Annotated in this window: 20 protein-coding genes; 2 read left to right on the top strand and 18 right to left on the bottom strand. The window is 42.7% G+C overall.

Going from position 1 to position 12,333, the window contains the following annotated elements; translation table 11 throughout:
* Positions 1 to 702: 702 nt before the first annotated feature.
* The 18 genes from rplQ to IT970_RS01405 form a co-directional block, all read right to left on the bottom strand.
* On the bottom strand, positions 703 to 1,104 hold the full coding sequence (gene rplQ / locus IT970_RS01490) for a 50S ribosomal protein L17 (RefSeq protein WP_004589197.1): 402 nt from the start codon (positions 1,102 to 1,104) through the stop codon (positions 703 to 705).
* A gap of 39 nt (positions 1,105 to 1,143) precedes the next feature.
* On the bottom strand, positions 1,144 to 2,130 hold the full coding sequence (locus IT970_RS01485) for a DNA-directed RNA polymerase subunit alpha (RefSeq protein WP_004589198.1): 987 nt from the start codon (positions 2,128 to 2,130) through the stop codon (positions 1,144 to 1,146).
* Positions 2,131 to 2,154: 24 nt separating this feature from the next.
* Positions 2,155 to 2,775, bottom strand: coding sequence for a 30S ribosomal protein S4 (gene rpsD / locus IT970_RS01480; protein WP_036974007.1), 621 nt, complete (start codon positions 2,773 to 2,775; stop codon positions 2,155 to 2,157).
* Positions 2,776 to 2,796: 21 nt separating this feature from the next.
* Positions 2,797 to 3,183 carry a 30S ribosomal protein S11 gene (gene rpsK / locus IT970_RS01475; RefSeq protein ID WP_036974009.1) on the bottom strand — a complete coding sequence of 129 codons (387 nt, stop codon included), beginning with the start codon at positions 3,181 to 3,183 and terminating at the stop codon, positions 2,797 to 2,799.
* Between the two features lie 13 nt (positions 3,184 to 3,196).
* A complete protein-coding gene (gene rpsM, locus IT970_RS01470; protein WP_036974011.1) occupies positions 3,197 to 3,553 on the bottom strand; it encodes a 30S ribosomal protein S13 in 357 nt (118 codons plus the stop codon).
* A 128-nt stretch (positions 3,554 to 3,681) separates the two neighbouring features.
* On the bottom strand, positions 3,682 to 3,795 hold the full coding sequence (gene rpmJ, locus IT970_RS01465) for a 50S ribosomal protein L36 (RefSeq protein ID WP_002959476.1): 114 nt from the start codon (positions 3,793 to 3,795) through the stop codon (positions 3,682 to 3,684).
* A gap of 22 nt (positions 3,796 to 3,817) precedes the next feature.
* Positions 3,818 to 5,146, bottom strand: a complete 1,329-nt coding sequence (gene secY / locus IT970_RS01460; RefSeq protein ID WP_036974013.1) for a preprotein translocase subunit SecY — start codon at positions 5,144 to 5,146, stop codon at positions 3,818 to 3,820.
* A 10-nt stretch (positions 5,147 to 5,156) separates the two neighbouring features.
* Positions 5,157 to 5,591 (bottom strand): 50S ribosomal protein L15, encoded by a 435-nt coding sequence (gene rplO, locus IT970_RS01455; RefSeq protein ID WP_036974015.1) that lies wholly within the window; start codon positions 5,589 to 5,591, stop codon positions 5,157 to 5,159.
* 4 nt (positions 5,592 to 5,595) lie between these two features.
* Positions 5,596 to 5,778, bottom strand: coding sequence for a 50S ribosomal protein L30 (gene rpmD, locus IT970_RS01450; protein WP_016710201.1), 183 nt, complete (start codon positions 5,776 to 5,778; stop codon positions 5,596 to 5,598).
* A gap of 3 nt (positions 5,779 to 5,781) precedes the next feature.
* Positions 5,782 to 6,288 carry a 30S ribosomal protein S5 gene (gene rpsE / locus IT970_RS01445; protein ID WP_036974018.1) on the bottom strand — a complete coding sequence of 169 codons (507 nt, stop codon included), beginning with the start codon at positions 6,286 to 6,288 and terminating at the stop codon, positions 5,782 to 5,784.
* A 9-nt stretch (positions 6,289 to 6,297) separates the two neighbouring features.
* Complete coding sequence (rplR, locus tag IT970_RS01440; protein ID WP_036974021.1) at positions 6,298 to 6,648, bottom strand: 50S ribosomal protein L18; 351 nt, start codon at positions 6,646 to 6,648, stop codon at positions 6,298 to 6,300.
* A 9-nt stretch (positions 6,649 to 6,657) separates the two neighbouring features.
* Positions 6,658 to 7,191, bottom strand: a complete 534-nt coding sequence (gene rplF / locus IT970_RS01435) for a 50S ribosomal protein L6 (RefSeq protein WP_036974024.1) — start codon at positions 7,189 to 7,191, stop codon at positions 6,658 to 6,660.
* Positions 7,192 to 7,204: 13 nt separating this feature from the next.
* On the bottom strand, positions 7,205 to 7,597 hold the full coding sequence (rpsH, locus tag IT970_RS01430) for a 30S ribosomal protein S8 (RefSeq protein WP_036974026.1): 393 nt from the start codon (positions 7,595 to 7,597) through the stop codon (positions 7,205 to 7,207).
* A 21-nt stretch (positions 7,598 to 7,618) separates the two neighbouring features.
* Positions 7,619 to 7,924: a 30S ribosomal protein S14 gene (rpsN, locus tag IT970_RS01425; RefSeq protein ID WP_036974028.1), complete on the bottom strand. Its 306-nt coding sequence runs from the start codon at positions 7,922 to 7,924 to the stop codon at positions 7,619 to 7,621.
* Positions 7,925 to 7,934: 10 nt separating this feature from the next.
* Complete coding sequence (gene rplE, locus IT970_RS01420) at positions 7,935 to 8,474, bottom strand: 50S ribosomal protein L5 (protein ID WP_036974030.1); 540 nt, start codon at positions 8,472 to 8,474, stop codon at positions 7,935 to 7,937.
* A gap of 16 nt (positions 8,475 to 8,490) precedes the next feature.
* Positions 8,491 to 8,805, bottom strand: coding sequence for a 50S ribosomal protein L24 (rplX, locus tag IT970_RS01415; RefSeq protein WP_036974032.1), 315 nt, complete (start codon positions 8,803 to 8,805; stop codon positions 8,491 to 8,493).
* A 10-nt stretch (positions 8,806 to 8,815) separates the two neighbouring features.
* Complete coding sequence (gene rplN / locus IT970_RS01410; RefSeq protein ID WP_010378257.1) at positions 8,816 to 9,184, bottom strand: 50S ribosomal protein L14; 369 nt, start codon at positions 9,182 to 9,184, stop codon at positions 8,816 to 8,818.
* 276 nt (positions 9,185 to 9,460) lie between these two features.
* A complete protein-coding gene (locus IT970_RS01405; protein WP_118843939.1) occupies positions 9,461 to 11,404 on the bottom strand; it encodes an AsmA family protein in 1,944 nt (647 codons plus the stop codon).
* A gap of 224 nt (positions 11,405 to 11,628) precedes the next feature.
* Between IT970_RS01405 and IT970_RS01400 the strand changes: the two genes are divergently transcribed.
* A complete protein-coding gene (locus IT970_RS01400) occupies positions 11,629 to 12,048 on the top strand; it encodes a hypothetical protein (protein ID WP_036974036.1) in 420 nt (139 codons plus the stop codon).
* Between the two features lie 8 nt (positions 12,049 to 12,056).
* Positions 12,057 to 12,257 carry a helix-turn-helix transcriptional regulator gene (locus tag IT970_RS01395; RefSeq protein ID WP_036974038.1) on the top strand — a complete coding sequence of 67 codons (201 nt, stop codon included), beginning with the start codon at positions 12,057 to 12,059 and terminating at the stop codon, positions 12,255 to 12,257.
* Positions 12,258 to 12,333: the final 76 nt, after the last annotated feature.

Raw genomic sequence — 12,333 nt, 5'->3', positions numbered from 1 at the left:
TGCGTATGTTCGATTTAGTTACGTGTTCGATGTAGTTACACGTTCTATATCGTTATAAGTATCGACAATGATAAGTTCATCAAAACTAATCTATTCACTACCATGAGCTTCTGCTATTTACTGATCGTTGTAATACGACTTAGCGAGCTCAACGCTCTATAAATAAGACCATTAAACAGACTAAACTTTAAAGCCGATGATTGTTCTAATGGTAAAGATTCATTACTCGCCTTGATCTCATTTTTATACCATTGTGCTTAATTAAGTGGTCTACTTTGAGGCAATAAAACCGCGTTAATAACAAGGCAAAAAAATGTCGTTATTGAGGTGTTCTCGGCAATTGCTCCTGCATTGCTCTACCTCCTGCATCTATGCAGTCGTAAATCAGACATTTTTAACGCAGCTAGCGACTGGTTTAATGACTCAAAATGATTAAGTATTATTGCGGATTAAAATAAGTACCAAGCAGAAATGTGGCTATTAATAATAAATGGTAAGCGTTATCGAATGTCTAAAAGAGCTAACTGTCGAAAACAATCTGCTGGTGAAAAGAATAGAGTGGACGAAACGTGCCTAAAAAAGAGGGGGCTGCTGTTTATAAGATACCTGACCACAATTTACTGAGAAATTAGATGGCAATAGATCGCATACCAAGAAAGTAAAAAGCCGAGCATAAGCTCGGCTTTTTGGTGTCTTTACGACTTACTCTGCAGACTGTGCGTCTTCTTGAACTTCTTCGTTTGTCGCTGGGCGACCAACTAGTTCAATATAAGCCATTGGTGCATTGTCACCAGCACGGAAGCCACACTTAAGAATACGAGTGTAACCACCTGGACGGTCTGTATTACGAGGACCGATTTCGCTGAACAATTTGCCAACTACTTCATTATCACGCGTGCGAGCAAACGCTAAACGGCGGTTTGCTACACTGTCAGTCTTAGCCAGTGTGATTAAAGGTTCAATTACACGGCGCAACTCTTTCGCTTTAGGCAAAGTTGTTTTGATGATTTCATGTTTCACCAAAGAACCAGCCATGTTGCTGAACATCGCTTTGCGATGGCTGCTGTTACGGTTTAATTGACGACCACTCTTACGATGGCGCATGACCCTATCCTTCTAACTAAACTAATATAGTGATTTAGATTATTCAGCTAGGCTTGCAGGCGGCCAATTTTCTAGGCGCATACCTAGAGATAGACCACGTGAAGCTAGCACGTCTTTAATTTCAGTTAGAGACTTCTTACCTAAGTTAGGCGTTTTAAGAAGCTCAACTTCAGTGCGCTGAACTAAATCACCGATATATTGAATTTGCTCGGCTTTCAAACAGTTTGCTGAACGTACTGTTAGTTCAAGATCATCAACTGGACGAAGTAGAATAGGATCGAATTCTGGCTTCTCTTCTTTCTCTTCTGGCTCAGTTACATCACGTAAATCTACGAATGCATCTAATTGCTCAGCTAAGATAGTAGACGCACGGCGGATCGCTTCTTCAGGATCTAAAGTGCCGTTCGTTTCCATATCAATGATTAACTTGTCTAAGTCTGTACGTTGCTCAACACGGGCTGATTCAACCGAGTACGCAATACGTTCAACTGGGCTGAATGATGCATCAAGCAGCAATCGACCAATTGGACGCTCATCGTCATCAGAGGATAAACGACTAGATGCCGGCACATAACCGCGACCGCGCTCAACACGAATACGCATGCTGATCTCGCTGCTATCTGTCGTTAAGTGACAGATAACGTGATCTGGGTTGGCGATAGTTACATCACCATCGTGCTGAATATCAGCCGCAGTCACAGGGCCTACACCAGATTTAGTCAGGGTCAGAAAAACTTCATCTTTGCCTTCTAAAGTTACTGCTAGACCTTTAAGGTTTAACAGAATTTCAATGATGTCTTCTTGTACGCCCTCTTTCGCGCTGTACTCATGCAATACACCGTCGATTTCTACTTCAGTTACTGCACATCCAGGCATAGATGATAACAGTATACGGCGTAAGGCATTACCCAGAGTATGACCGAAGCCACGCTCTAATGGTTCTAAAACTACTTTAGAACGCGTTGGGTTGATAGCGTCGATATCGACTAACCTTGGTTTTAGGAATTCGGTAACAGAACCCTGCATTTTATCCTCTCTTAACTCTTAACTTTACTTAGAGTAAAGTTCGACGATTAGTTGTTCGTTAATGTCCGCAGACAGATCTGAACGCTCAGGTAGGCGCTTGAAGCTACCTTCCATTTTCTTACCGTCAACTTCAACCCAAGTCGGCTTTTCACGTTGCTCAGCCAACTCTAGAGCAGCGATGATACGTGCTTGTGTTTTAGACTTCTCACGAATTACAACAGTATCTTCTGGTGTAATTACGTATGAAGGAATATTCACAACACGACCATTAACTAAGATCGCTTTGTGGCTAACTAACTGACGTGCTTCTGCACGTGTGCTAGCAAAACCCATGCGATATACAACATTGTCTAAACGTTGCTCTAAAAGCTGTAACAAGTTTTCACCTGTATTACCTTTAAGGCGAGCAGCTTCTTTGTAGTAGTTACGGAATTGCTTTTCTAATACACCGTAGATACGACGTACTTTTTGCTTTTCACGTAACTGTAAACCGTAATCAGATAAGCGACCTTTACGAGCGCCGTGCTGACCAGGTGCAGTCTCAAGTTTACACTTAGAGTCGATAGCTCTTACGCCGCTCTTAAGGAACAGGTCAGTACCTTCACGACGACTCAGCTTGAGCTTAGGGCCCAAATATCTTGCCATGTTATTTCTCCTAACCTATTGTTAAACGCGACGTTTCTTCGGTGGACGACAACCATTATGAGGGATTGGCGTCACGTCAGTGATGTTGGTGATACGGTAACCAGCAGCATTCAAAGCACGTACAGCAGATTCACGACCTGGACCTGGACCTTTAATGAAAACTTCTAGATTTTTTAAACCGTATTCTTGAGCAGCAGTACCTGCACGCTCTGCAGCAACCTGAGCAGCAAATGGAGTAGATTTACGTGAACCACGGAAACCTGAACCACCGGCAGTAGCCCATGATAGTGCATTACCTTGACGGTCGGTAATTGTTACAATAGTGTTGTTGAAAGAAGCATGAACATGAGCCATACCATCAGCAACTTGCTTTTTAACCTTCTTACGACGAATTGGTGCTTTAGCCATAATCTACCCCACCTTATTTCTTGATAGGCTTGCGAGGACCCTTACGAGTACGCGCGTTAGTCTTAGTACGTTGACCACGTAGTGGTAACGAACGACGGTGACGTAGGCCACGGAAACAACCAAGGTCCATAAGGCGCTTGATATTTAATGTAACTTCACGACGAAGGTCACCTTCTACAGTGTACTTGCCAACTGCTTCACGCAATACGTCAAGTGTTTCGTCTGAAAGCTCACCGATTTTTGTGGTCTCGGCGATACCAGTCGCTGCTAAGATAGCCTTAGAGCGAGTCTTACCTATGCCATAAATAGCAGTTAAACCGATAACTGCATGTTTATGATCAGGGACGTTAATGCCAGCGATACGGGCCACTAACACATCTCCTATATTTGAATTTGGTTATCATCTGTTTGAAAAGCCCGTAAGGATACTCAAACGAAGACCAAATCACAACTAAAAACACAGGCCGAGTAAATAACTCAGCCTGCACGACTGTTTAATTAGCCTTGCCTTTGCTTATGCTTAGGCTCACTGCAAATTACGCGTACTACACCAGCACGTTTAATAACTTTACAGTTACGGCATATTTTCTTAACGGAAGCACGTACTTTCATTGCTCAACTCCGTAAACTGACCTTATCGGCCGTAGCCTTTAAGGTTTGCTTTTTTCAGCACAGAATCATACTGATGTGACATCAGATGCGTCTGTACTTGTGCCATAAAGTCCATGATTACAACAACGATAATCAAAATTGATGTACCGCCGAAATAGAATGGCGTTTGCCATGCCATAGTCATGAATTCGGGCACCAGACAGATAAAGGTTATATACAAAGCACCTGCCAATGTCAGGCGTGTCATCACTTTATCAATGTATTTAGATGTCTGCTCACCTGGACGAATACCTGGGATAAATGCGCCAGATTTTTTCAGGTTATCTGCTGTTTCACGCGGGTTAAATACCAACGCGGTGTAGAAAAAGCAGAAGAAGATAATAGCCGCAGCTAAAACCATCGCATATAACGGTTGACCTGGAGTCAATGTTGTAGCGATTGCTTGTAGCACATCAGCGACCGGACCTTCACCCTGGCCGAACCAGCTTGCAATTGTACCAGGGAACAGAATTATACTGCTAGCAAAGATTGGTGGAATAACACCCGCCATGTTTACTTTCAGCGGTAAGTGCGTGCTTTGAGCAGCAAATACCTGACGACCTTGTTGACGCTTAGCATAGTTAACGACGATACGACGTTGACCACGCTCGAAGAATACAACGAGGTAAGTAACAGCGAATACGATTACAGCAATCAATAACAGTACAAGTACATTCAGATCACCTTGGCGCGCCATTTCGGCTGTCGAACCAATAGCAGACGGCAGGTTTGCTACGATACCAACAAAAATCAGAACTGAAATACCGTTACCGATACCGCGTTCTGTAATTTGCTCGCCCAACCACATAAGGAACATAGTACCGGTAACTAAACTCACTACAGCAGTGAAGTAGAAACCGATACCAGGGTTAACAACTAACCCGTCCATCATACCCGGTAAGCTTGTGGCAATACCGATTGATTGGATAGTAGCAAGCACAAGCGTGCCATAGCGTGTATACTGGCTGATTTTCTTACGCCCTTGCTCGCCTTCTTTCTTAAGCTCTATAAACGGCGGATACATATGCGTTAATAGTTGCGTAATAATCGAAGCCGAGATATACGGCATAATACCCAGTGCCAACACTGAAGCGCGCTCAAGCGCACCACCGCTGAACATGTTAAACATTTCAACAATGGTGCCCTTTTGTTGCTCGAAGAAATCGGCAAGTACAGCGGCGTCAATCCCAGGGATCGGCACGAATGAACCTAGACGGTAAATAATGATAGCACCTAATACAAATAGTAATCGACGCTTCAATTCCGAAAGCCCACTTTGTGCACTTTTCATATCTTGACCTGGTTTAGCCATTAGTACTTCCTTAGTCTTCTACCTTGCCTCCGGCAGCTTCGATAGCTTCGCGAGCACCTTTGGTCACTTTAAGACCTTTAACGGTAACTGCGCGTGAAACTTCGCCAGATTTTACTACTTTAACGAACTGGATGTTCTTTTTAACTAGACCAGCTGCTTGTAACGCGTTTACGTCTACTACATCGCCTTCAACTTTAGCGATTTCAAAAAGGTTTACTTCAGTAGATACTAATGATTTACGTGAAGTGAAACCAAATTTAGGTAGACGACGTTGCATAGGCATTTGACCGCCTTCAAAACCAACGCGTACTTTACCGCCAGAACGTGATTTTTGGCCTTTATGACCACGGCCACCAGTCTTACCAAGACCAGAACCAATACCACGACCTAGACGTTTCTTTTCAGTTTTTGCACCAGCAGCAGGTGAAAGTGTATTCAAACGCATCGAATTAACCCTCAACCTTTACCATGTAAGAAACTTGGTTAATCATACCACGCACACATGCTGTGTCTTCTAACTCAACAGTGTGATTGATACGACGTAAACCAAGACCGCGTAATGTAGCTTTATGCTTCGGTAAACGACCGATAGAGCTCTTTACTTGTGTTACTTTAACAGTTTTATTAGCCATGGTTTACCCCGTGATTTCGTCTACGCTAAGACCACGTTTAGCAGCGATTGACTCTGGAGAGTTCATGTTCTCTAGAGCTGCAATCGTTGCACGAACGATATTGATCGGGTTAGTTGAACCGTATGCTTTTGACAATACGTTCTGTACACCAGTTACTTCTAGTACTGCACGCATCGCACCACCGGCGATGATACCTGTACCTTCTGAAGCAGGCTGCATGTATACTTTAGAACCCGCGTGGCGACCCTTGATTGGGTGCTGTAGCGTGTTACCGTTTAGGTCTACACTGATCATGTTACGACGTGCTTTTTCCATTGCTTTTTGAATAGCAGCTGGAACTTCACGTGCTTTACCATAACCGAAACCTACTTTACCTGCGCCGTCACCAACTACAGTTAGTGCAGTGAAGCTAAAGATACGACCACCTTTAACCACTTTAGACACACGGTTTACCGCGATTAGCTTTTCAGCCAAATCAGGCTGTTGTTGCTTTGCTTCTACGTTAGCCATTGTCTACTCCTAGAATTGCAAACCGGCTTCACGCGCTGCATCAGCAAGCGCCTTCACACGGCCGTGATATTTAAAGCCACTGCGATCAAAAGCAATCTTTTCGATGCCTTTGTCAGCTGCACGTTCAGCAACCGCTTTACCAACTGCTTGAGCAGCTGCTACGTTACCTGTGCCTTTAACTGTTTCGCTAATTGCTTTTTCAACAGTAGAAGCAGCAGCCAGTACAGTACCCTCAGCAGTAACTACTTGAGCGTAAATGTGACGTGGCGTGCGGTGGATAACAAGACGCGTTGTGCCTTGTTCAATGTAATTTCTACGAGTGCGCTTAGCACGACGTAGACGAGCTGTTTTTTTATCCATCGTCTTACCTTACTTCTTCTTAGCCTCTTTACGGCGTACATTCTCGTCCGCGTAACGAACACCTTTACCTTTATAAGGCTCAGGTTTACGGTATGCACGGATGTTAGCAGCTGTTTGACCAACTAACTGCTTGTCTACGCCCTTAACTAGAACTTCTGTTTGGCTTGGTGTTTCAATCGTAATACCTTCAGGTACTTCGAAATTCACTGGGTGTGAGAAACCAAGAGTTAAGTCTAAAACTTTGCCCTTAGCCGCTGCACGGTAACCAACACCTACTAACTGAAGCTTCTTCTCGTAACCTTCATGCGTACCAACAATCATATTGTTGATTAGAGCGCGAGCAGTACCTGCTTGAGCCCATGCATTGACTACGCCTTCACGAGGTAAAGTTGTAATAACGTTGTCGTTAACTTGTACTTCAACAGCATCGTTGATAGTGCGAGTTAATTCACCGTTTTTGCCTTTAACTGTGATGTCCTGGCCTTTTAATGTAACTTCTACACCGGCAGGAACATTGATTGGTGCCTTTGCTATGCGAGACATAGTTCCCCTCCGATTAAGCTACAAAGCCAATGATCTCACCACCAACGCCGGCACTACGTGCTGCGCGGTCTGTCATTAGGCCTTTAGAAGTTGATACGATAGCGATACCAAGACCACCCATTACCTTAGGTAATTCGTCACGTTTCTTATAGATACGTAGACCAGGGCGGCTAACACGCTGGATATTTTCAATAACAGCTTTGCCTTCGAAATATTTTAATTCGATTGCTAGCTCAGGCTTCGCTTCACCGCTTACAGCGTAATCTGCGATATAACCTTCATCTTTTAATACTTTAGCTACTGCTACTTTCAGTTTTGAAGTTGGCATCGTTACTGATACTTTCTTCGCTGACTGACCGTTACGGATACGTGTAAACAAATCCGCAATAGGATCTTGCAAGCTCATAGTCTTACTCCCGTGATACTATTACCAGCTAGCCTTTTTAAGGCCAGGAATTTCACCGCGCATAGCTGCTTCGCGAACTTTAATACGGCTCATGCCGAATTTGCGAAGGTAACCATGTGGGCGGCCCGTAACGTTACAACGATTACGTTGACGTGAAGAGCTAGAATCACGTGGTAAAGCTTGTAGCTTTAATACCGCGTCCCAACGATCATCGTCAGATGTTTTCACATCACTGATGATAGCTTTTAGTGCAGCACGCTTTTCAGCATACTGAGCAACTAATTTAGTGCGCTTTGCTTCGCGCGCTTTCATAGAATTCTTTGCCATAACCCTACCCTTATTTCTTAAATGGGAAGTTAAACGCTTCTAACAACGCACGGCCTTCCTCATCTGTTTTCGCAGAAGTAGTGATAGTGATATCCATACCGCGTACACGGTCTACTTTATCATAATCAATTTCTGGGAAGATGATTTGCTCACGTACGCCCATGCTGTAGTTACCACGTCCATCAAAAGACTTAGCACTTACACCACGGAAGTCACGGATACGTGGGATAGCGATTGAAACCAAACGCTCAAAAAAGTCCCACATACGCTCGCCACGTAGGGTTACTTTACAACCAATTGGGTAACCTTCACGCACTTTGAAGCCAGCAACAGATTTGCGTGCTTTAGTGATTAGAGGTTTCTGACCAGAGATTGCTTCTAGATCTGCAACAGCATTATCTAGGATCTTCTTGTCAGCTAGAGCTTCGCCCACACCCATGTTTAATGTGATCTTTTCGATCTGAGGGACTTGCATGACAGAGCTGAAACCAAACTTCTCTTGAAGTTCAGCCACTACTTTGTCTTTATATACTTCATGCAGTTTCGCCATCATTCTACTCCAACTATTAGATAGTTTTACCAGTAGATTTAAAGATACGTAATTTCTTACCATCTTCAATCTTGAAACCTACACGATCTGCTTTACCCGTTTCCGAGTTGTAGATCGCAACGTTTGATACGTCGATAGACGCTTCTTTCTCAACAATACCGCCAGCTTGGTTCAACTGAGGAACAGGCTTTTGGTGCTTCTTGATTAAGTTGATGCCTTCGACAAATACTCGACCAGACTCAGTAACAACTGAAAGCACTTTACCGCGCTTACCTTTGTCTTTACCGGCTAGTACGATTACTTCGTCATCACGACGGATTTTTGCTGCCATGATAGACTCCTTATAGTACTTCTGGTGCTAGTGAAACGATTTTCATGAACTTTTCAGTACGAAGTTCACGAGTCACAGGGCCGAAGATACGAGTACCAATTGGCTGTAAGTTATCATTTAAGATAACAGCCGCATTGCTATCGAAACGGATCAAAGAACCGTCCGGACGACGAACGCCTTTTTTAGTACGCACAACTACTGCGTTTTTAACATCACCTTTCTTCACTTTACCGCGAGGAATCGCTTCTTTTACAGAAACTTTGATGATATCGCCAACCGCTGCATAGCGACGGTGCGAACCGCCAAGGACTTTAATACACTGCACTTTGCGAGCGCCGCTGTTATCAGCAACGTCCAGCTGAGTTTGCATTTGGATCATGTTAATGACCTCCGGTGTAGATATTACAACACGCCTTAATTTTGTTTAAAATCAAGACATTTCGGTTAAATTCCACTCAAAAAACACACGAGTTGTCTCTTAAGGGCGGGCAATTGTATCAGCAATAGCAATGAAGTGGTAGGTTATTTTTTAATTAATTTATAATAAAGGGTCGCTATATCAAGGTGGGCTTACAACCGTTGACTGGTTTGTTATTGATTATAAAACAAACAGGGCGCCGATGCGCCCTGCTTTAAGGATTAAATTAAATTTTTATTAATTTCCAAATAAGCCTTTAAGCTTATCTTTTATTTTATCTTTCGCTTTTTCTTTCACTTCTTCTTTGGCCGCATCACTCACATCGAGGCTATAACCCACATCATGGAATGGGCCTTTAATACGCAGTGGAATTTTAAAGCCTGTGCTGTCATCTGTAGTACCTTGCCCTTCAATTGAATCAACGATGCCTGTCACGAGACGATAATCAACGTTGGTCATCGGTAAATCCACCTTACCAGCCCCCGAAATTCGAATAAGCGGGCTTAATAATGACAAGTCACGGTTTTCACCCACCCCATTAGTGAAATTAAAGCTGCCTGTTAACGCTGAGAAATCTGTTTGCTCAGAGTTATCGAAGCCTGTATCAAGACCTTCTGATACGGCCCCTATGTTACCTTTGATTAGCTCTTTTGCTTTACGGACCATTTCAGCAATGTTTGCGCCTTTAACTGCCCCATCTGCAAATTCAAATGCTAATTTACCATTCAACGCATTAATAAAGCTTTTCTGGCTTTGACCCGTTGTCGTTAAATTCCAGTTTAATGAACCTTTACCCATTAACTTATCAAAACCTGCTGCGTCAGTTAATAATGGCTGCGCATCTATTTTATCTAAAGCGAAGTTAGTTGAGATTGTATAAGGAGCTTGCTTTGCATTGAGTGTAATAACACCTTTACCATTGCCCTCATAAGCAACAAATTTGTCTAGGCTTACTTTCGCTACAGCATTTTTAAGGTTTACAGTGAATTGGTTCTCACCGAGTGTGATCTTCTTGGCTCTTAGACCACTTGAGCGAACAACTACACTCGCATCCAAGGCATTTAAACCACTTAAATCAATTTTAGTATCATCCCATACGATAGGCTGAGCGGGTGCATCTTCTGCAGGTAAAGGTTGTGCCTCTTTTGCAACGCCTTCTGGAAGGTACGGATTTAAGTCGAGCATGCCTAAATCAATATCCGCATTGACCGCTAAACGATTACCAAGATTAATGTCGCTTTTACCTTTGATTTGTAATTCATCTAATGTTGCCAAAAGCTCTGTTAGTTTGAATTTGTCACCTTGTAGATGCATGGCCCCTTTAACATTAAAGGCATTAAAAGCATTGTCTTTGGCATTTAAGTCCACACCTTGCCAATTAGCAATATTTTTAACCGAATCACCACTGATAGACAATTGACCTTGTACATCTTGACCCATTTCAGCAATCGCACCTTTAAAAGTCATATCCACCAAACGTGAATCAACCTCTGTACTAACATTAAAAGTCGCTCCTTCAATCACTTTCACGGGTGTATCAAGGGTTACATCAAGTTCAAAGCGCTCCCCCATATAGGTAATCCCGCCTCTAAGCTCTAATGTTTTACGCAGTGATGGGAGTAAAATAGCCAGCTCTAAGTCACTGATCTGTTGTTTTGCGCCCGTTTTACCATCTAGATACGTGAAGGTTCCGCCATAAATTGCCACTTCACCTAACTGAATATCAAAGTTATCAGGCAAATTTACAGCTCCTGAGCTCTTTTGTTGCTCAGTCTCTGGTTGTTCGGCTACGCCATCAAACAACTGCCAGTTAGCTTTGCCATTTTTATCAGTTTCTAACAAAATTGTTGGCTCGTTGATAACGAACTTATCAAGTTTAAACTCACCACCGAAAAGCGACATCCAGGGAATATGAATGGCCAACTGTTGCATGCTTGCCATGTCTTTTTGTGAACCCGTTTGCATATTAGCAAAATGCACATCATTCAGTTCAAGCTTCAACGAAGGGAAAACCGACAGTTTTTTATCACCGTTAATGGTGAGGCTTCGACCCGTCGTTTGTTCAACTTGCTGCGAGACTTTGTTAAAGATTGCATCAGTTGGGATAAGAAACGGTGCGGCGATTACTAAGGCAATTAGTAATACGAATATGACACCAATAATCTTTAGTAAGGTTTTCATAATCATCCTTAAAAATGGGCAAACATTGTTCATATCATAGCGGGTGTTAAGCCGAAAATCATTGCTAAACAAATAAAAAGGCTATTCAGCAAGCTTAGGTAGACAAATATGAATCGTCGCTGAAATATTTTGAAACCTTTAGGTTACATTAAATAGTTGACTAGATGATACCCAAAGGTTACATTGATACCTAGAGGTTACAATTAAAATTAAAAGGAAGATTTATGTCAAAGCAAGATATCCAAACGGAAGAGAAATTTATGAGCCAAAATGCATGGTTTTCAGTGTTTATGGGGATCACTCTACTCATTATCAGTGTTTACCCTGCGCTTAATCAAACATCGGCCCCCTTGTTGTTTTTAGGCAGTGCTGCTTTTCTGGGATCATTCTGTATGTTTGTGATAAGAGGTGGATTTACATGGAAAATGAAATATCGCCTTACTTATAAAGATGAGTTTTTAAATACGATTGACACCATTGCCTATAAACATGTTGTACTTGGTTTACTCTTTAGTATGGGTGCGGTGTATTTATTGTCTGATGAGTTAGCTTTAGATGTTTCTCATAGCATGATGGCTACCTTTTACCTGGCTGAAATGAGTTTAATATATGGCATCTCAATTCTTTGGCAAAGTAGAGACTAGGAGCAATAGTGCAAAATCATATTGCAAAATATCGCAAAGCCGCAGGGCTTTCGCAACAAGAGCTAGCCGATGCTATCGCTGTTTCACGTAAAACAATTAGTACGGTCGAAACGTCTCGCTTTACGCCTTCAGTGATCATTGCATTAAAGATAGCCCGGCAGTTTAATACAACTGTCGAGCAATTATTTTCACTAGACGAAGCAGATTAACGCCTTTAAATGCAATCTTGTGCAGATTTAACTTATCAAGATTGCATCCCCTGTATTCTTCGGTATGATGCACGCC

Origin of the sequence: Pseudoalteromonas sp. A41-2 (assembly GCF_015767615.1) — a bacterium.
In the GTDB taxonomy this organism is placed as follows: Bacteria; Pseudomonadota; Gammaproteobacteria; order Enterobacterales; family Alteromonadaceae; genus Pseudoalteromonas; species Pseudoalteromonas lipolytica.
Note: the sequence above shows the minus strand (reverse complement) of the source record. Positions and strands in the feature narration are given on the sequence as shown.

Excerpts from the sequence above, each read along its gene's own strand:
- rplQ (WP_004589197.1), bottom strand. The coding sequence starts at position 1,104 with ATGCGCCATCGTAAGAGTGGTCGTCAATTAAACCGTAACAGCAGCCAT.
- IT970_RS01485 (WP_004589198.1), bottom strand. The coding sequence starts at position 2,130 with ATGCAGGGTTCTGTTACCGAATTCCTAAAACCAAGGTTAGTCGATATC.
- rpsD (WP_036974007.1), bottom strand. The coding sequence starts at position 2,775 with ATGGCAAGATATTTGGGCCCTAAGCTCAAGCTGAGTCGTCGTGAAGGT.
- rpsK (WP_036974009.1), bottom strand. The coding sequence starts at position 3,183 with ATGGCTAAAGCACCAATTCGTCGTAAGAAGGTTAAAAAGCAAGTTGCT.
- rpmJ (WP_002959476.1), bottom strand. The coding sequence starts at position 3,795 with ATGAAAGTACGTGCTTCCGTTAAGAAAATATGCCGTAACTGTAAAGTT.
- secY (WP_036974013.1), bottom strand. The coding sequence starts at position 5,146 with ATGGCTAAACCAGGTCAAGATATGAAAAGTGCACAAAGTGGGCTTTCG.
- rplO (WP_036974015.1), bottom strand. The coding sequence starts at position 5,591 with ATGCGTTTGAATACACTTTCACCTGCTGCTGGTGCAAAAACTGAAAAG.
- rpmD (WP_016710201.1), bottom strand. The coding sequence starts at position 5,778 with ATGGCTAATAAAACTGTTAAAGTAACACAAGTAAAGAGCTCTATCGGT.
- rpsE (WP_036974018.1), bottom strand. The coding sequence starts at position 6,288 with ATGGCTAACGTAGAAGCAAAGCAACAACAGCCTGATTTGGCTGAAAAG.
- rplR (WP_036974021.1), bottom strand. The coding sequence starts at position 6,648 with ATGGATAAAAAAACAGCTCGTCTACGTCGTGCTAAGCGCACTCGTAGA.
- rplF (WP_036974024.1), bottom strand. The coding sequence starts at position 7,191 with ATGTCTCGCATAGCAAAGGCACCAATCAATGTTCCTGCCGGTGTAGAA.
- rpsH (WP_036974026.1), bottom strand. The coding sequence starts at position 7,597 with ATGAGCTTGCAAGATCCTATTGCGGATTTGTTTACACGTATCCGTAAC.
- rpsN (WP_036974028.1), bottom strand. The coding sequence starts at position 7,924 with ATGGCAAAGAATTCTATGAAAGCGCGCGAAGCAAAGCGCACTAAATTA.
- rplE (WP_036974030.1), bottom strand. The coding sequence starts at position 8,474 with ATGGCGAAACTGCATGAAGTATATAAAGACAAAGTAGTGGCTGAACTT.
- rplX (WP_036974032.1), bottom strand. The coding sequence starts at position 8,805 with ATGGCAGCAAAAATCCGTCGTGATGACGAAGTAATCGTACTAGCCGGT.
- rplN (WP_010378257.1), bottom strand. The coding sequence starts at position 9,184 with ATGATCCAAATGCAAACTCAGCTGGACGTTGCTGATAACAGCGGCGCT.
- IT970_RS01405 (WP_118843939.1), bottom strand. The coding sequence starts at position 11,404 with ATGAAAACCTTACTAAAGATTATTGGTGTCATATTCGTATTACTAATT.
- IT970_RS01400 (WP_036974036.1), top strand. The coding sequence starts at position 11,629 with ATGTCAAAGCAAGATATCCAAACGGAAGAGAAATTTATGAGCCAAAAT.